The organism is Lacticigenium naphthae DSM 19658 (genome assembly GCF_000425865.1).
GTDB lineage: Bacteria > Bacillota > Bacilli > Lactobacillales > Carnobacteriaceae_A > Lacticigenium > Lacticigenium naphthae.
Map to the genome: position 1 here is coordinate 156,488 of NZ_AUEG01000003.1, position 16,725 is coordinate 173,212.

The following is a 16,725-nucleotide window of genomic DNA, read 5'->3' on the forward strand; positions in this document are numbered from 1 at the left end:
TTTTGTAAACAACTATTCTGCATCATTAAATATAAAGCTATAAATAGTTACAAAAAATAATCAATAGGGTATACTATGAGTATATATAAAGGAACTGTTTTACAAAAAACGTTCCTTTATATATACTCATTCTATCGATGCTATTGTCATTCAAAAATAATTGTTCTCTGTAAGTGACCTACTTATTGAATAAATGAAGGAAGAGGCTGTTGATATGTATTTATCCAAAAAACAACGCATACAAAAAACAAGAATATTAGATAAGATTTATGCTACAGGCCCCATTTCGAGAATCGATCTATCAAAAAAATTAAACATCACTCCCGCTACGATCAGTGAAATAACATCCCTTCTTATTCTGGATAAGCACATCCATGAAATAGGTGAGGATGAAACGACCAACAAACCTGGTCGCAAAAAAATTCTATTGAATATTTCCCCCGGCCATAGTTTTTTCATCGGTGTGGAATTATCAGATAAGTTTCTGGCCTTTTGTTTAAGCGACAATCTTGGAGAGATTACCAAAAAACACACTCTTTTTCATAACAGTTGGAATACTCAAAAAACATTCACCGATGACCTGTTTTTAGAAGAATTGAATCAGTTTATGACTCAATGTGCAGACTATCATCCTGTGGCTATCGGTATTGCTGTACCTGGCCATTATGATTCAAGTAACCACAGTATTAAAACCAACAATCCTTTCTGGAAAAACTTTTCGTTTAAAAAAGTTAAAGAATCCATTGATCTTCCCATTTATTTTAAAAACAATGTCAAATGTATGGCGATCGCCGAACGTTTATTTGGAGACAACAAACAAGACCAAAACTTCCTCTTCCTACATGTTCGTCGTGGAATGTTCAGTACTTATATCTATAATGGAGAAATTTATGCAGACACCAATCATTTGATTGGTGAAATCGGACATACGGTCATTAATCCTAACGGTGCACTATGCGAATGTGGCAAACGAGGGTGTCTGCAAACGTACACTAGTGAATCTTGGATGATAAACAAAGCAAAACTGCTTTATGAAAATGCACCCGATACTTTTCTTAGACAGCTGGTTTCCGATAAACAACAACTAACGATAGACACCCTCATTAAAGCGTACAAACTGGGTGATGAAGGTTCCCTGCACATCATTGATCAAGGTATCCTTTATTTCTCTATCGCTATCAACAATTTATTGATGCTCATGGACTCCGATCTCGTCTATATCCATAGTGAACTATTTAGCGATCCCGAATTAGTAGCCTCTCTAAATCGATCGATCGATGCTAATACTACGCTTCTGGATCTTCAAAATCCGACAGAGCGCGTTTTTAAACTCTACGATCCGATAAATGGTGCTTTGGGTGCTTGTGGATTAGCTGTGTATAAATCTTTGTAAAAAATGGAAAGCTACCCTTTCCTTAAACAAGAAAAGAGTCTGGGCATATTGATCTGCCCCAGACTCTTTTCTCGTTCTTCGACTGTTCTTTGCTGGCTCGTGTTCAAAAGACCGGATCCCATGTTTCCTTTATTCAAACTCTTTTTCGTGCTTTTTAAAAAAATCGTGATAGGTTTGGACATTCTCTAATTCTGTCCATTTCTTTACCTGCACGGGATTTTGATCCAAGTCATAAATTTTGGCTTCTTTCATCGCTAAGAAAAAAGGGGAATGAGTGGCTATGATGAACTGGCAGCCAAAAAAGCGTGCGGAATCTTCAATGTATTTCACCAGTTCCAATTGCCTCTCCGGCGAGAGGCTGTTTTCTGGTTCATCCAACAAGTACAATCCGTTTTCTTCTATTTTTTCTACAAAATAACGAAAGGCACTTTCCCCGTTGGATTGTTCGCGGATATTATCCATCAAATTTTTCCGGACGAATTTGGATTGTGTACGACTGCGTGCCTGGTTTATTTTTTTCAGTTCTTCATAATCATCTAATGATTTCAGTTGAAATTGGGAATATTTCGATTGTAGATATTCCTCGAATAATGCTTCTCTCTTTGTATCGATTCCTTCATTCACATTGCGGATAGTCAATATATAATCAAAGACATCATCGCTCGTGATGATCCGTTTATTCTCAGGAAAATCGTACCCCTGTTCCATTTCACAAAAATCAATGTATTCAGAAAAGAAGGAGGATCGATTGAATAGGGAATCTCTTTCGACTTGTAGTTTTTCAGCGATCACATTTAAAGCGGTCGTTTTCCCGGACCCGTTTCCTCCATATAAAATGGTGATGGGCTCGAAGTCGATGGAATCAAATTGGTGGTCCGATAGAATGTGGAAGGGATAGTAGCTATCATAGACTGTGCGTTTTATTTCAATAAAGAAGTCGAATTCACTTTCTTTATCGGGAAAAGTAATTCTTTTAAGATAATCCAACCGGCTTCATCTCCTTATAGAACATAATGTGGCTTTATAGGTAAGTTATGAGTAAATTTACGCTCAGTAACAGTATCAAGCTTGCACCAATGGTCAGTTGAAAATAGCGTCGTTGTTTCCATGCAAGGACTGTGCTGACTATTCCTCCGAGCAAAAAGATGGCTTGGTACACTGGGGCAAGTGGTAAAACTGTTTTCGGCTCGATCATGATGAACCATAAAAACAAGCCGAATAGTATACTGTAGATCAGTAATCCGACTTTTTGTTGTTTCGTCATATTTTTTGTGCTCCTTTCATTTTCAATTAGCTCTCTCGTTCCTCAGTATACCAAATCTCTGTTTTTCTGACACGGGCTTTTTAATATAGGTAATCATCAAAGGCAACTTGTCCAATTTCACAAGTTGCCTTTGATAGTGTCCGGTTTTAAATTTTTACGACTCGTTCCATTAAATTGATACCGATCGCCATAAACAGTATTCCCATCAACACGAGTATGCCGGCTGGTTGAAGGATCTCTCTCAATGGCTCTGGTTGGGTAATGGCCGTGATCATCCCGTCCATTCCATGCTTGATAGGAATCAATTCTGCAATAAACAATAAGAAGCGATTGCTTACAATTTCCAAAGTCCAGAAAGCCCCTCCCAACATTGCCATCGACGTGGCTACGATGGGGATAACGATTTGGAGTGATTGAGGGGAAGGAATCAAGGCAGCTAGCAATATCCCTAAAGAGACCGTGGCAAAGATAAAACTCACGATGACGATCCCCAAGGAATAGTAGTTCGTACCTAAATCAACTTGCAACAGTTTAGTCAAAATAAATACGCTCACTATGATCTGTATCGATCCAACCAAGAAATAATGAAGCAGATACCCGAGATAGAGCTGTATTTTTGTTACAGGAGAATAAATGAGGCGGTTCCATGTTCCTTTTCTTTTTTCTTCGATCAAATTTAATTGTAAGAATAACACTGAATAGGCTGAAAAATAGAGCGTCATCCCCACTAGCAAAGCAAGTTTATAGGATTCGAGTCCTCCCCCACCGGTTCCTTCATTCTCCACTTGCACACTTAAAATTTCCTGCACTTCTATATCCGTTCCCGGAAATTCGTCTTGAATCGCGTCCAGGCGATTGTATTCTCTAAAAATCTGTTCCGCATGTTGGTCGACTGCTGCTATTTGTTGAGAATCTCTTCCCACTAAAAATTGATAGTTATCTTCTTCGATCATCATAGCAAAAGAAATTTCGTTCATCCGAATGTCTTCCTGAGCGGTTTCTGCACTCGTTTTTTCAAAAATGAGCGTTTCGCCTTCATTTAATCGTCCCAGCCAATCATCCAGCTCTCCTTCTGTTAAACTCTCACTATACACGGGGACGGTCAGTGTCGAATTGACTTGTACCCCACCCATGAAATAGACAAAAAGGATCGTCAATCCAATGAATAAAAAGACTAAGAAAGGCTTTTTCAACAATCGTTTCCATTGGAGTAAAAATACATTCCACATTATTCCAACCTCCTTTTTGGAAAGATCCAAACAGAGACTACGAGCGCGATGACCGTCAGTGTGATGATCCTACTCATCAAAGGAAATACTTCCTGTAAACTGAAACCCTGCAGCAATTGAAGATACGAGGTCATCGCAGCCCCGTTGGGTGTCCAGTTTCCCACCTTTTTCAATGCTTCTGAAAACTGGTCTACTGGCGTAAAGCTGCCTCCCAGGAATGCAAAGACACTGACAAATGAACCAAAAAAACCAACCGTGCTGCTATTATTGGAATAAAGGGATACTGAGGTCAAGATGCTTGTGAGGCTTCCAACGAATAGAGCGTAGCTAGCCGTCAGCGTGAGAAGCGCGATCCAAAAACCCAACTCTTTGTCTGCAAAAGTTCCAAAAACTACAGTGGATAATGTAAATAAAGTAATCAACTGAACAAATGTAATGGACGTCCCGGAAATGAATTTACTCACTAAATAGGTCAACGGTCTCATTCCGGACAACATCATTCTTCCAAATACATGTTGTTCTTTCTCTTTAAAAGCTCGAGTAGCTAAGGATGGTGCCGTGAATAATGCAAACATGACTCCCATGCCTATCGTATAATATTGAAAGGCGTTGATCGGTTCTTCCACCGATAATTGAACCACTTCTCCATATTCACTGCTGTCTGTTGACACTTCTGCTTCACCCTGTGTCGCAATAGCGATAGAGGATTCCACATTATACTGCCCGATAAAAGAGTTGACGACACTTTGTAAGATATTTCCAGTTATCCCATCACTTTGCGTGTTTAGTATTAATTCTGCTCCATTCTCTTCGTTCAAATACAGCGATTTCCAAGCGTTATATGAAAAATTTTCAGGGATACGAATATAACTCCTAATTTCTTCCGAAGCGATGGCCTCTTCGGCTGCTTTTTCACTATCAAAATTTTGTGTTTCCATCAACTCTTCCAAGCTCTCATCTTGAAGCAGCCGGGTCAATGCCTTTTCCGGATCCGACTCTTCGGCTGCTGTTAGCAATTCTGCAATCGCTGGTGCAGGTAGTCCATCCTCCTGTAAATCCGCTTCAAATCTATCCAGGCTCTTCGCTGTCGTTTGTTCGTTTACCAGACCTACTTTGAATGTATCGATAGAAAATTCACTCATGAAAACATTTCCTAAAGAAAACCCAAGAATGATCAATAGAATGAACGGCATGAAAAGGAGTTCTAGAAGGTCACTTTTCGTTTTAGAAAGAATAGCAAAATCTTTTTTGATTAAATTAAACATGGCTAAGCGTCCTCCTAATCCCGTAATTTTCTTCCGGTCAAGTGTAAAAAGACATCTTCTAAGGTTGGCGTTTGAATATGGATGCTCTTGATTTTCACATTTGTCTGACGTGCCTGTTCAAATATTTCTCCGAGCAACTGATCACCTTTTGAGACGATCAATTGATAGTTATTTTCTTCTTCTGCAACCTGATTGATCCCTTTTTGCGAGACCAACAAATCTGTAAAAGCTTGTTTCCGCTCGGCTACTTCTATCACAATTGTTTCCTCATTAGACAAAATGTTCTTCAGTTCTTCTTTTGTACCGGATGCGATGATACGACCATGATCCATAATGTACACACGGTCACACAATTTCTCGACTTCTTCCATATAATGACTTGTGTATAAAATTGTGATCCCTTTTTCTCCATTTAGTCGTTTCACCATATTCAATATATAGTTTCGCGATTGCGGATCGATCCCTACAGTCGGTTCATCCATTATTAAAAATTCGGGATTGTGCATCAAAGCGACCGCGATATTTATCCTTCGCTTCATCCCACCTGAATAAGTGTCGACTACATCTTTTTGACGATCGCTCAATCCGACCAGTTCTAAAATTTCTTGGATTTTTTTCTCTAACTGAGAACCTGACAGGCCATATATTTTTCCGAAAAATTTCATATTCGCATATGCAGAAAGTTCTCCATATATAGCTATATCTTGTGGTACAACGCCCAAAATCGGTCTCAATTCATCGGGGTTTTTCAACACATCTTTTCCCTTGTATTTGATCGTTCCTTTTGTTGGTGGCAGCAAAGTTGAAATCATAGAAATCGTCGTTGATTTTCCTGCTCCATTAGGTCCTAACAAACCCACAGACTCTCCTTCTTCAATATACAAATCGACATCTTCAACTGCTACAGTCTTCTTAAATGTCTTTTTTAAGTTTTTGACTTCTAACATACCGGTTCCTCCTTTATTCTTTTCTATTTTAGCTTTGTGCATCCTTTGTAGTTCTTTCACTCTTATTATAGGCAAAAAGAAACAGAAGACCTACTATCTTTAATCCTAAATAGGCTGTTTGTTAGTTTTATAACTATTTCATTCAATCGATTCAAAAAACAGGCCAGTTTGCTCTTTACGTATCCCTTTTTCAAAGGAGGCACACAAGCCGATTTTCTGTTATGTCCGTATGCAGAAAAATTTCACGAGTCAGCTGATATGTTGCTGACCATCTCGATGGAGCAAAAATCACATATTTTCCTCTTTCCACCTTCGACTACAGTAAAATGAAAACTAGTCCGCTTTCCTTAATGAAAGCGGACTAGTTTAGATTGATTCTCTTTTGTGTTTTTTTTGTCATGTTTTTATGAAAATAATTCTGATTTTCATTTTCAAAATGCATGGAAAGGTGTATGATGTAACTATTGTGTAAAACTTAACAAAAAGGATGGAATGTTCATGGATGCAAATTATCAAGGCCTCTTTTACAATATCGAAAAGAGTATAGAAAAGAAAAAACAATTATTTGAAGTGAGTGTGCTCCGTTATGCTGCACGGGCAATGCTTGCGACGCTATTTTTAACGTTGGGAACTGCTATTGCGGTCATTACCGCTCAATATGCTGAAAAAGCTCTCCCTGGATCAGGAAAATTCTTGTATTCGTTTATGTTCAGCTGGTCTTTGGTCATGATCATTTACATGAATGCGGAACTAGGAACATCCAACATGATGTATACGACCGTTGCCGTCCACAGAAAATTATTAACAGTTAAAAATGCCATTATACTCTTATTCGCTTGTTTGCTGTTTAATTTGATCGGCGGGATCCTCGCCAGCTATCTTGTCTCTCTCACCGCTGTTTTCCATGACTTGCCTACCGACCACTTTTTATTCACAGCGATCGAAGGTAAGTTAGCCAAAACACCCCTTCAGATTTTCATCGAAGGAATATTTGCGAATATCATTGTGAATACAGCCGTATTTAGTACGATCAGAATGAAAGATGATGCTGGTAAAATCATTGCTATGATTTTTATTATCTTTATTTTTGCTTTCTTAGGCTTTGAGCATCTCATCGCTAATTTCTCTTCATTCCCTCTTGCTTATTTTGCAGCAAATGGAGCAATTGCTGGCATGACTCCTTCCGTTGTCGGAATGAACTTTTTGTTAGCTGGCTTAGGAAATTACGTGGGGGGTGGCCTCATCATCGGGCTCACTTATTCATGGCTCAATAGTGGAAATCACGTCTATCAAGACTGATCCGAATCAACAGGATCTTGGATAGAAAATCGTGTGATAGAAAGAACAGTTAACACAAAAAACGATCGAGCAAATTATGCTCGATCGTTTTTTGTTATGGAATGTGGATGGCTGGCTGCTCTTTTGTAAGGCAATGCAGTCGGCTTTCGATTTGAAAATACTGATCGATCAAATGTTTCAATTCGTTAGCAGCTAGCTCCGTCTGTTCATATTGAGTTGCTTTTATTGCTTCAAGGAACATGACAGCATCTTTGGTCTCTTCTGTCAGCATTGTCCGTTGTGCTTCGCGCCAATTTAAGCAACGACAGACTGCCCCCTCTTCGTCATAATAAATAATTTCTCCGGGCAAAGCCGGTGCATCTTTATCCGCTCCTAATGGTTTAAATGCTTCTCCACCTATTGCTTTGCCTAATTTCAAGTCTCCTTGGATCTCACTGACGTCTTCTCCGCCACAGGGCACTCCATATTTCAGTGAAACAGAATTGTATATATCTACTAATGGATTGATAGGAGAAAAAGTATGGTCTTGTGCCGCACGTTTTAACAACGCCTCAATAGATGAGCGGGCTCCTTTTTTGGTTTTAAACTCACGAAAAGCTTCGCGCCATTCTGCTATTATTTTGTTGCTGCTGAACGGTTCTTCCTGAACATGTTTTTTTGCTTCTTCTTTTGCTTTATTTAATAGTTCTTCCCTATTTAGGTCTGTATTATCCTCTTTGTTGCTTATTCCAAATACTTCTAACACATAGATATGGGCTTCTGGAAAAACTTCCCAAAACGATTGGTCTATACTGATCTTTTTCATGCTGTTCCTCCTTCATCGATTTTCAACTTTTTCATAAAAATAAAATCGGTCTGTTTATCTTCTCCTAATTGGAAAATATGTTCATCTATTTTTTGATAGCCTCTTTTTTTGTAAAATTCTATCGCTTTGTCGTTATGTTCCCATACACCTAACCATATTTTGTTTTTGTTCTGTTGATGAGCTACTTCCTCAGCTTTTTCCAATAATTTCTTTCCTGATCCTTTTCCTTTAAACTCTTTTAATACATAAATACGCTCTACTTCCATCGTTTCCGTTCCATACGATTCCGTTTGGGCTTCGTCCTGATTCAGTTTCAAGTACCCAGCTAGTTTTTCATATATATATATAAAGTAGAAGACGGAGTTTGGGTTTGTCCATTCTTTTTCTACATTTTTTATATGAAAAGCTTCCTGTAAATAGTGCTGTAAATCTTCTGGTGTATTCTGTGTTCCAAAAGTTTCCACAAAAGTCTGGCGACTGATAGCCTGCAGCTCTTGGATATCAGTCTTCGTACATTTTCTAATCATTGTGTTCACACCGGCCCCTCGCTTTCTAAATACTGTCTGCGTTCCCCTTTTTTAACTTTTGTCCATTCTTTTTCAACGTTTTCTTGCACACGACCTAAGTACTCGTCTAGCAATCGGGCTTCCTCTACAGAAAAACCCTTTAAGGCTGTGCTATTGGAATAGGCATTTTCCTTTAAGATGATCGGTGCCACAGCTTTTCCTTTCTTGGTCACAAAGAGCTTTTTGTTTTTTTTGTTTTGCGGATCGGCTCTTTTTTCAATAAACCCATTTTTTTCTAGCTTTTTAACTGCCCGGGCCGCTGTCGTACGATCTACTTGGATCAGTTCGGCTAATTTTTCTTGAATGATTCCTGGATTCTCATAAATTCTGACTAAATAAATATATTGTCCGCGAGTTAGCGCGTACTCTTTGAATTCTATATTCGCAATTGAATCCAATGCACGGGCAATCTTTCCAATATCCCGTAAAATCTCTGCCATTCTCTCACCCACTTTTTTTAAAAGTTTAACGTATTTTTGTTGCAAATGCAACAAAAATATCAAAAGACACTGGAATTTACTGCTCACTATTCCTTTAATTCGTTGCTTTCAGGTTCTTCTCTAATGAAAAAATTTGCCAGGCAAATTCTCTTGTTTTCAATTCTGTCGAAGGCCCCTGAGGGAAGATCCTATAACTATTTAGCTCTCTTTTTATCCAGAATGAGTCGCCCCGATCAATTTTTTCCACATTTCAGTAACTTTACTGGCTCCATTTCATTAAAGTTACCTGAATCCTTTTCGTTCTGGCAACTTCGCCTACTCTTCTTGCTGAAGTTGACCGTATCGCTCTCATTCTAGCAACTTCGCCTACTCTTCTTTGCCGAAGTTGACCGTATCCCTCTCGTTCTAGCAACTTCCCCAACTCTTTTTGCCGAAGTTGACCGTATCCCTCTCGTTCTGGCAACTTCGCCTACTTTTCTTTGCCGAAGTTGACCGCATCCCTCTCGTTCTGGTAACTTTCTCACCTCTTCTCGCCGAAGTTGACCGCATCCCTCTCGTTCTGGCAACTTCCCCAACTCTTCTTTGCCGAAGTTGACCGCATCCCTCTCGTTCTGGCAACTTTGTCTACTTTTCTTTGCCGAAGTTGACCGCATCGCTTTCGTTCTAGCAACTTCCTCAACTCTTTTTGCCGAAGTTGACCGTATCCCCCTCGTTCTGGCAACTTCCCCAACTCTTCTCGCCGAAGTTGACCGTATCCCTCTCGTTCTGGCAACTTCGCCTACTCTTCTCGCCGAAGTTGACCGCATCCCTCTCGTTCTAGCAACTTCCTCACCTCTTCTCGCCGAAGTTGACCGCATCCCTCTCGTTCTAGCAACTTCCTCACCTCTTCTCGCCGAAGTTGACCGTATCGCTTCTCGATAAGGTCATTTATCTCCTGAAACACGTTCAAACCATCTTTTTCCAGTATAATCTGAACAAAAAGACGATTTATTAAATTTAAATGAGAAATACTCTTGACAAATTCTCATCTGTTGCTTATGCTTAGTTCATCAAATTTTAATAGGAGTGATTCCTTATGAAAAAGCCAAATTACACATCTATAAAACTAAATCACTTCTACTTTAGCTATTTTAGATCCTGTTTGTAGACATGAGCAACATCGTGGATACAAACATCAGTGCAAACTGAATTGTATCTATGGTGGCTAGAGAAATTTGAGTTGTTCAAATTTGGCCAGATAGATGATCAATCTAAATGGCCAATAATACACGTGAAATTTCACGCACCCATTTAGATTTCTTTATCTAAATGGGTGCGTTTATTTATTTTCTGTTGAGGAACAAATACGCTGTTACTTGGAAAATCAAAAATTGGGGGAACCGTAAATGAATACACAATGGATGAAGAAATCAACAGGATTATTACTGGCCGGACTTGTCGGAATGGGTTTGGCAGGCTGTAGTGAAGGTGATTCAGGAAATGAAGACACCGTCTCGATCGGTATTTTACAATACATGGAACACAATTCATTGTCTGCAGCACAAGATGGCTTCATTGCAGAACTGGAAGAAGCTGGATATGTAGACGGTGAGAATCTGGAACTCGAACTGATGAATGCACAAGGTGATCAAGGCAATCTTCAAAGTATGAGCGAACAATTGTCCCAGGACAACGACCTCATCCTTGGCATCGCTACTCCCTCTGCTCAATCACTCGCTACCGTAAACCAGAATGATCCGATTTTATTCACAGCCGTAACGGACCCTGTCGATGCTGGATTAGTCGAAAGCCTGGAAAATCCCGGTGGCAACGTCACAGGTACAAGCGATATGGTGCCGATCGAAAAACAAATTCAGTTGCTTCTATCTGTCACACCCGACGCAGAAACGATCGGGATCATCTACAACTCTAGCGAACCCAACTCAGCCATCCAAGCAGACCTAGCTATTGCGGAAATTGAAGCAGCTGGCTTGCAGGCAGAGGTATCTACAGTCACTACGACAAATGATGTCCAACAAGTCTTGACGAGTTTGGCGCAATCGGTAGATGGATTGTATATCCCGACCGACAATACACTGGCCAGCACCGCCGCCATCGTCGGGGAAATCGCAAAAGAATACAAACTACCCGTTGTCGCTGGTTCGACAGATCAAGTAGAAAAAGGGGGGCTAGCCACGTACGGGATCAACTATGAAGACCTCGGACGCCAAACAGCTCAAATGGCTATAAATATTTTGGAAAATGGAGATACGCCAGAAACTATGGCCGTTGAAACTTCCGATTCTTTCGATTTGTTTGTCAATGAAGACATGGCTGAAACGCTGGGAATCGATCCAGCTAGCATCAGCTTACCTGAAGAATAAGGAGGATCCTCAACATGAACATTATTTTATCCAGCATCTCTCAAGGACTCTTATGGTCGATCATGGCCATCGGTGTCTATCTCACTTTTCGCATTTTGGATGTAGCCGATTTAACAACAGAGGGAAGCTTTCCTCTAGGAGCAGCTATTTGCGGAAGTCTGCTCGTCAATGGCATCTCTCCTTGGATTGCCACACTCCTGGCTTTCATTGGCGGAGCAGCTGCCGGTTTAGTTTCAGGTTATCTGCATGTTAAATGGCGTATTCCAGCTTTACTTGCTGGAATCATCACTATGACTGGGTTGTATTCTATAAACCTGCGCATCATGGGTCAAGCGAATCTGTATATACTAGGCGAAGGAACATTGATCCAGTCCGTTCAGGATTTGGGTGTATCGAAGACTGTCGCCGTGCTCATCGTCGGTACGCTTGCGGTCACGCTCGTGATCGGATTGCTGCATCTCTTTTTCCATACCGAGATCGGTCTAGCGATCCGCTCTACGGGTGACAATCATGCGATGAGTGAAGCGAACGGGATCCGGACAGGCTCCATGAAAGTCATCGGTTATATGCTCGGAAATGGATTGATCGCTCTATCCGGGGCTCTGTTGACTCAAAATAATGGCTTTGCAGATATCAGCATGGGTATCGGAACTATTGTCATTGGACTAGCCTCGATCATCATTGCAGAAGTCTTTTTCCACCGCTTAACACTGGCCAAACGACTACTCACTGTCGTTCTCGGTTCGATCGTGTATCGGTTATTACTGTTGCTCGTACTGGAAATGAATGTAGATCCACAAGACTTGAAATTATTCTCAGCTATTTTATTAGCGATAGCACTCGGCTTACCAGCCATTCAATCTCGCCTACCTAAATTGACAAGCACGAAAACAAAAGGAGGATCTCTTTCATGAATACTGCTTTAGAACTAACGGATATCCATAAAAGCTTTGAAGTGGGTACGGTCAATGAAAATCATGTCTTAAAAGGGATTTCTCTCACCATTCAAAAGGACGATTTTATTACGATAATCGGAGGAAATGGTGCTGGAAAATCAACTTTTTTAAATAGTATCGCCGGGAATTTCCCGATCGACAAAGGCTATATTGCAATTGATCAAGTCGATATCACCCGCACACCCGCTTACGAACGGGCAAAATACATCAGCCGTGTCTTTCAAGATGCCAAAATGGGCACTGCTACACGTTTGACGATCGAAGAAAATTTAGCGGTCGCCTGGAAGCGAGGTAAAAAAAGAGGATTTGCTAGAGGTATCAAAGAATCCCAAAGAAAAATCTTTAAAGAAGAATTAACTAAATTGGATCTTGGTCTAGAAAATCGACTGAAAATGGAAGTCGGATTGCTCTCAGGTGGGCAACGCCAGGCATTGACCTTACTCATGGCGACCATCGTCCCTCCCAATTTACTTTTACTGGATGAACATACGGCTGCTCTGGATCCAAAGACTAGTGAAATGGTCATGAATCTGACAGACCGTATCATCAAAGAGAAGAAATTGACTGCTTTAATGATCACACACAACATGGAACAAGCCATTCAGTACGGAAATCGCTTGATCATGATGAACAATGGACAAATAGTCGTCGATGTTTCCGGAGCAGAAAAACAGCAACTGACCGTCCCGGATTTACTGAACTTATTCAAAAAGAACAGTGGACAAGCCGTTACAGAAGATGCCCTTATTTTAGGATAAAACAACAACAGGAGTGCTCGTTTGAGTACATTTTTTCCTGAGCTTTGCTTGTTCATCAAATCAAAAAAGGCTATTCTCTTTGACTCCCCTGCTTTCTTTGCTATTCTAAAAATAAAATAGATAGTTAGTTTTCGCGGAAAGTAGGGTTGTTTGACTATGGTATTCCTTCATCAGTTATTAGTGCTCTTATTCATTAGTATTATTGTGTATACAATCGATGTAAAAAAGGATTTCTTCCCTGTACCAGTTGTTTTAGTGCTAGCGGGGATAGCCTTATCTTATCTACCACTCTATTCTCATTTTTCTGTCTCACGAGATATCTTATATGAAATATTTATTCCTGGGCTTCTATTTGTATCTGCTTATCAGTTTTCCACACGTGCATTAAAGAAAAATGCTGGCTTGATTTTTATTTTAAGTACAGTTGGCATGTTGGCTACGGTCTTGCTCCTGGGAACAGGCATTTATTGGGTCACCTCTTTTTTTGAACCCTTTGCATGGAATGTCTCTCTTTTGCTTGCAGCAATTCTCGTTCCGACAGATCCCGTTTCTGTAGTCTCTATCTTAAAAAATAGTAAAGGTACCGAAGAAATTGCTGAAATAGTTGAAGGAGAATCTATGGTGAATGATGGGACCAGCATCGTCATATTTACTATTCTTCTTTCTATGGTCCAGTCTGGAGATGCTTTTTCTCCTCTTTATTTTTTAGAAAGTTTTGTCTATATATCGCTCGGAGGAATAGCTATTGGTCTTCTATTTGGCTGGGTTCTCAGTCAAGCTATCCATATCACTTCCCATCATGAGTACCAAGTCATGCTGAGTATTTTAATTGCTTATGGTGGATTCGCACTGGCAGAATCATTTGATACTTCGGGTGTTTTAGCTACCGTTGTATCCGGGATACTCCTTTCTTTTGCCTTTTCAAAAAATGATGCACAAGAAGAGGAATTTAGAAAAGCGTTAGGAGGATTTTGGAATGTGGTCAGCCCGACACTTTCTTCTATCTTGTTTCTGTTTATCGGTATTCAATCCGTCCCCTATATTCAATTTCAAAACTGGACCGTTTGGCCACCGGCTTTTATCTTCTTCATCCTTTCTATCTTGGCGCGTTTTCTTGTTTTAGGAGGTACCCTCCTCATTGTGCCTAAATGGAAGAAAAAATTCAGCCATTTTTCCTCAGTTCTTTTCCTGCTTTCATTGTCTGGGATAAAGGGCACTATGTCTGTCGTTTTTCTTCTTTGGACGGAAAGTACGAATGTTGCCCAAGACACTATTTTAATTCCCGTAGCATTTGTGACAACTCTTCTATCCTTCATTTTTCAAAGTATTGGTATTTACCCACTGTCTCATTTACTAAAAAAAACAGATGAATCCTAGTGATTCATCTGTTTTTTCTAGAATACGAACATTCCTTATTTAGTTACATTAAATTACTCTTTTGTATTTCTTTTCAAATTTTAATGTTATATAATGAGACTCATTACTTTACCGAACAGATAATGAGCGGTTGTTCATGCGAATGAACGGAACAGTTTTGAGGAGGAGTTTTTATGTTAAGTAAGAGACGAATAGGTTTAGTACCTAGATTGATTATAGCTATTGTTGCCGGGGTATTGATTGGTCAATTAACCTTCATTCCTGAGGTGTTGTTACAAATACCAGTCACTTTTTCCAGTTTGTTTAGCAGCTTACTTTCCTTCATCATCCCTTTAATGATCATTGGCTTTGTCATAAAAGGAATAGCTGATTTAGGCCAGGGTGCTGGGAAATTGCTTGGCTTAAATGTAGTCCTCGCCTATTCTTTCACACTGATTGGAGGATTCATTGCCTATTTTCTGGCATCCAATTTATTTCCCTTGTTCATCCAAGGTTCCATCACTGATTCACTACAAGGAGAAACCATTTCTCTAGAACCACTCTTTACTTTTCCATTAGAACCGATGCTAGATGTCACTTCAGCGATTGTCTTTGCATTTCTTTTCGGCATTTTCATCTCTTGGCTGCGCGCTGAAGGGAAAGGCGAATACATGTATGGATTTTTCAGTGAATTCAGTGAAATCATCACAAAAATTCTCCACCATATAGTCTTACCGGGATTACCTTTTTTCATCTTCGGGAATTTTGTTAATTTGAGTTATACTGGTTCAGTCTTTGCTATCCTTTCGATTTTCTGGAAAGTATTCATCGTCGTGCTCAGCTTACAACTTGTTTTGATCAGTGTATTATTCCTGATTGCGGGCATATACACGGGGAAAAATCCAATTCAATTATTAAAAAATCAGATCCCTGGTTATTTCACTGCTTTGGGTACACAGTCTTCTGCCGCTACGATTCCCGTGAATCTGGAGTGTGCTAAAAACAATGGTGTTTCCAAAGAGATTCGTGAATTTGTTATTCCATTAAGTGCCACCATCCATCTAACGGGCAGCATCGTCACGATCACATCTTGTGTGACTGCTGTATTGCTTATGTATGATATGCCTTATGGATTTGGGATCATGTCCGGCTTCATTGCCACACTAGGCGTAGCCATGGTTGCCGCTCCTGGAGCTCCTGGTGGTGCTGTCATGAGTGCATTACCGTTTCTACCCATGATCGGGATCGATCCTACCGGAATGTTAGGCAACTTGTTGATCACACTTTACTTGACACAAGATAGTTTTGGTACAGCTGCCAATGTTTCCGGAGATAACGCCATCGCTTTGATCATCGATAAAGTCTACACAAAATATATCTTAAAAGAATGGACTTCCTATGCAGAGGTCCCAGAAGAAACACCCCTTTAAATAAACGAATCACCATCCATTCCAAGAAAAAAGGCCAGCTCAACGGCAAGTTGAGCTGGTCTTTTTTTGTGGTTCTTTGTCAAATCGTGTTGGTCTATAATTCCCGAGGTAGAAACTTCACTGTTTCTACCTCTTTTTTATGCGACTATACTATCTTTGTGTTTTTCGCTTTCTTTTTCTTCTTCAAATGTTAAGGGTCTGATTTTCTTGTCAATCTTTTCGGTCAACTTGAAACTGATGAAAACACGGGCTCTCAAGTGAGCGAAATTACGATAACCGTAGCCGCTTCGCTTCATTGTCTTTATCTTATTATTCATGCCTTCTAAATGTCCGTTGGACAAAGTGTAAGTGCAGGAATTTTCTATTGCATCTAAGTATTTTTCTATTGTCTGGAAGGTGGTCCTAACGTATCTTTTAAGGGGTCTTTCCTTACTGCGTTCGAGTTGATCAACGAATTCTTCATAGTTACCAGTAAATAGGTGCCATTTTAGATCATTAATCAAATCATATACCCACTGGAATTGGTCATCGATGGATAAAAGGTAATTGACCATCATTTTTTCAGTGACCTGACCATCATAAAGGCGATGGGAAAAGTAGTGCTCAAAATCGACACTCCAGACATTCTTCAGAATGATTTTCCATTGTTTCTTT

17 protein-coding genes are annotated in these 16,725 nt (G+C 39.9%); 7 read left to right on the plus strand and 10 right to left on the minus strand.

What is annotated here, in order from left to right:
- The first annotated feature begins 214 nt into the window (after positions 1-214).
- The gene (locus H626_RS0104950) at positions 215-1,393 is read left to right on the plus strand and encodes an ROK family protein (RefSeq protein ID WP_035618621.1); all 1,179 of its coding nucleotides are present in this window, start codon (positions 215-217) and stop codon (positions 1,391-1,393) included.
- 129 nt (positions 1,394-1,522) lie between these two features.
- On the opposite strand, the gene H626_RS0104955 is transcribed toward H626_RS0104950, so the two are convergent.
- From H626_RS0104955 to H626_RS0104975, 5 genes are all read right to left on the minus strand, one after another.
- Entirely contained in the window at positions 1,523-2,380 is an 858-nt protein-coding gene (locus H626_RS0104955; protein WP_027108356.1) for an AAA family ATPase, read from the minus strand.
- Between the two features lie 34 nt (positions 2,381-2,414).
- Complete coding sequence (locus tag H626_RS0104960; RefSeq protein WP_027108357.1) at positions 2,415-2,657, minus strand: hypothetical protein; 243 nt, start codon at positions 2,655-2,657, stop codon at positions 2,415-2,417.
- A gap of 146 nt (positions 2,658-2,803) precedes the next feature.
- Positions 2,804-3,886, minus strand: a complete 1,083-nt coding sequence (locus tag H626_RS0104965) for an ABC transporter permease (RefSeq protein ID WP_027108358.1) — start codon at positions 3,884-3,886, stop codon at positions 2,804-2,806.
- On the minus strand, positions 3,886-5,151 hold the full coding sequence (locus H626_RS0104970; protein ID WP_027108359.1) for an ABC transporter permease: 1,266 nt from the start codon (positions 5,149-5,151) through the stop codon (positions 3,886-3,888). The genes H626_RS0104965 and H626_RS0104970 overlap by 1 nt, the downstream gene beginning before the upstream one ends.
- A gap of 14 nt (positions 5,152-5,165) precedes the next feature.
- The gene (locus H626_RS0104975; RefSeq protein WP_027108360.1) at positions 5,166-6,098 is read right to left on the minus strand and encodes a daunorubicin resistance protein DrrA family ABC transporter ATP-binding protein; all 933 of its coding nucleotides are present in this window, start codon (positions 6,096-6,098) and stop codon (positions 5,166-5,168) included.
- A gap of 498 nt (positions 6,099-6,596) precedes the next feature.
- On the opposite strand from H626_RS0104975, the gene H626_RS0104980 reads away from it, so the two are divergent.
- Positions 6,597-7,397, plus strand: coding sequence for a formate/nitrite transporter family protein (locus tag H626_RS0104980; RefSeq protein WP_027108361.1), 801 nt, complete (start codon positions 6,597-6,599; stop codon positions 7,395-7,397).
- Positions 7,398-7,491: 94 nt separating this feature from the next.
- Here the strand turns inward: H626_RS0104980 and H626_RS0104985 are convergent, their stop codons facing one another.
- The 4 genes from H626_RS0104985 to H626_RS11450 form a co-directional block, all read right to left on the minus strand.
- Positions 7,492-8,202, minus strand: a complete 711-nt coding sequence (locus tag H626_RS0104985; protein WP_027108362.1) for a B3/B4 domain-containing protein — start codon at positions 8,200-8,202, stop codon at positions 7,492-7,494.
- Entirely contained in the window at positions 8,199-8,729 is a 531-nt protein-coding gene (locus H626_RS0104990) for a GNAT family N-acetyltransferase (protein WP_035618625.1), read from the minus strand. The genes H626_RS0104985 and H626_RS0104990 overlap by 4 nt, the downstream gene beginning before the upstream one ends.
- A 5-nt stretch (positions 8,730-8,734) precedes the next feature.
- Positions 8,735-9,208, minus strand: coding sequence for a MarR family winged helix-turn-helix transcriptional regulator (locus tag H626_RS0104995; protein WP_027108364.1), 474 nt, complete (start codon positions 9,206-9,208; stop codon positions 8,735-8,737).
- Positions 9,209-9,467: 259 nt separating this feature from the next.
- Complete coding sequence (locus H626_RS11450) at positions 9,468-9,671, minus strand: hypothetical protein (protein ID WP_156883237.1); 204 nt, start codon at positions 9,669-9,671, stop codon at positions 9,468-9,470.
- 922 nt (positions 9,672-10,593) lie between these two features.
- On the opposite strand from H626_RS11450, the gene H626_RS0105005 reads away from it, so the two are divergent.
- From H626_RS0105005 to H626_RS10700, 5 genes are all read left to right on the plus strand, one after another.
- Complete coding sequence (locus H626_RS0105005) at positions 10,594-11,571, plus strand: ABC transporter substrate-binding protein (protein WP_245570076.1); 978 nt, start codon at positions 10,594-10,596, stop codon at positions 11,569-11,571.
- Positions 11,572-11,585: 14 nt separating this feature from the next.
- On the plus strand, positions 11,586-12,485 hold the full coding sequence (locus tag H626_RS0105010) for an ABC transporter permease (protein ID WP_027108367.1): 900 nt from the start codon (positions 11,586-11,588) through the stop codon (positions 12,483-12,485).
- Entirely contained in the window at positions 12,482-13,285 is an 804-nt protein-coding gene (locus tag H626_RS0105015; RefSeq protein ID WP_027108368.1) for an ABC transporter ATP-binding protein, read from the plus strand. The genes H626_RS0105010 and H626_RS0105015 overlap by 4 nt, the downstream gene beginning before the upstream one ends.
- Before the next feature lie 156 nt (positions 13,286-13,441).
- The gene (locus H626_RS0105020; protein WP_027108369.1) at positions 13,442-14,662 is read left to right on the plus strand and encodes a cation:proton antiporter; all 1,221 of its coding nucleotides are present in this window, start codon (positions 13,442-13,444) and stop codon (positions 14,660-14,662) included.
- Positions 14,663-14,835: 173 nt separating this feature from the next.
- Complete coding sequence (locus tag H626_RS10700) at positions 14,836-16,071, plus strand: dicarboxylate/amino acid:cation symporter (protein ID WP_051237830.1); 1,236 nt, start codon at positions 14,836-14,838, stop codon at positions 16,069-16,071.
- A 137-nt stretch (positions 16,072-16,208) separates the two neighbouring features.
- On the opposite strand, the gene H626_RS11290 is transcribed toward H626_RS10700, so the two are convergent.
- Positions 16,209-16,725, minus strand: a 517-nt coding sequence (locus tag H626_RS11290) for a transposase (RefSeq protein ID WP_211221952.1), incomplete at its 5' end; no start/stop codon positions are given.

Excerpts from the sequence above, each read along its gene's own strand:
- H626_RS0104950 (WP_035618621.1), top strand. The coding sequence starts at position 215 with ATGTATTTATCCAAAAAACAACGCATACAAAAAACAAGAATATTAGAT.
- H626_RS0104960 (WP_027108357.1), bottom strand. The coding sequence starts at position 2,657 with ATGACGAAACAACAAAAAGTCGGATTACTGATCTACAGTATACTATTC.
- H626_RS0104965 (WP_027108358.1), bottom strand. The coding sequence starts at position 3,886 with ATGTGGAATGTATTTTTACTCCAATGGAAACGATTGTTGAAAAAGCCT.
- H626_RS0104970 (WP_027108359.1), bottom strand. The coding sequence starts at position 5,151 with ATGTTTAATTTAATCAAAAAAGATTTTGCTATTCTTTCTAAAACGAAA.
- H626_RS0104975 (WP_027108360.1), bottom strand. The coding sequence starts at position 6,098 with ATGTTAGAAGTCAAAAACTTAAAAAAGACATTTAAGAAGACTGTAGCA.
- H626_RS0104980 (WP_027108361.1), top strand. The coding sequence starts at position 6,597 with ATGGATGCAAATTATCAAGGCCTCTTTTACAATATCGAAAAGAGTATA.
- H626_RS0104985 (WP_027108362.1), bottom strand. The coding sequence starts at position 8,202 with ATGAAAAAGATCAGTATAGACCAATCGTTTTGGGAAGTTTTTCCAGAA.
- H626_RS0104990 (WP_035618625.1), bottom strand. The coding sequence starts at position 8,729 with ATGATTAGAAAATGTACGAAGACTGATATCCAAGAGCTGCAGGCTATC.
- H626_RS0104995 (WP_027108364.1), bottom strand. The coding sequence starts at position 9,208 with ATGGCAGAGATTTTACGGGATATTGGAAAGATTGCCCGTGCATTGGAT.
- H626_RS0105005 (WP_245570076.1), top strand. The coding sequence starts at position 10,594 with ATGAATACACAATGGATGAAGAAATCAACAGGATTATTACTGGCCGGA.
- H626_RS0105010 (WP_027108367.1), top strand. The coding sequence starts at position 11,586 with ATGAACATTATTTTATCCAGCATCTCTCAAGGACTCTTATGGTCGATC.
- H626_RS0105015 (WP_027108368.1), top strand. The coding sequence starts at position 12,482 with ATGAATACTGCTTTAGAACTAACGGATATCCATAAAAGCTTTGAAGTG.
- H626_RS0105020 (WP_027108369.1), top strand. The coding sequence starts at position 13,442 with ATGGTATTCCTTCATCAGTTATTAGTGCTCTTATTCATTAGTATTATT.
- H626_RS10700 (WP_051237830.1), top strand. The coding sequence starts at position 14,836 with ATGTTAAGTAAGAGACGAATAGGTTTAGTACCTAGATTGATTATAGCT.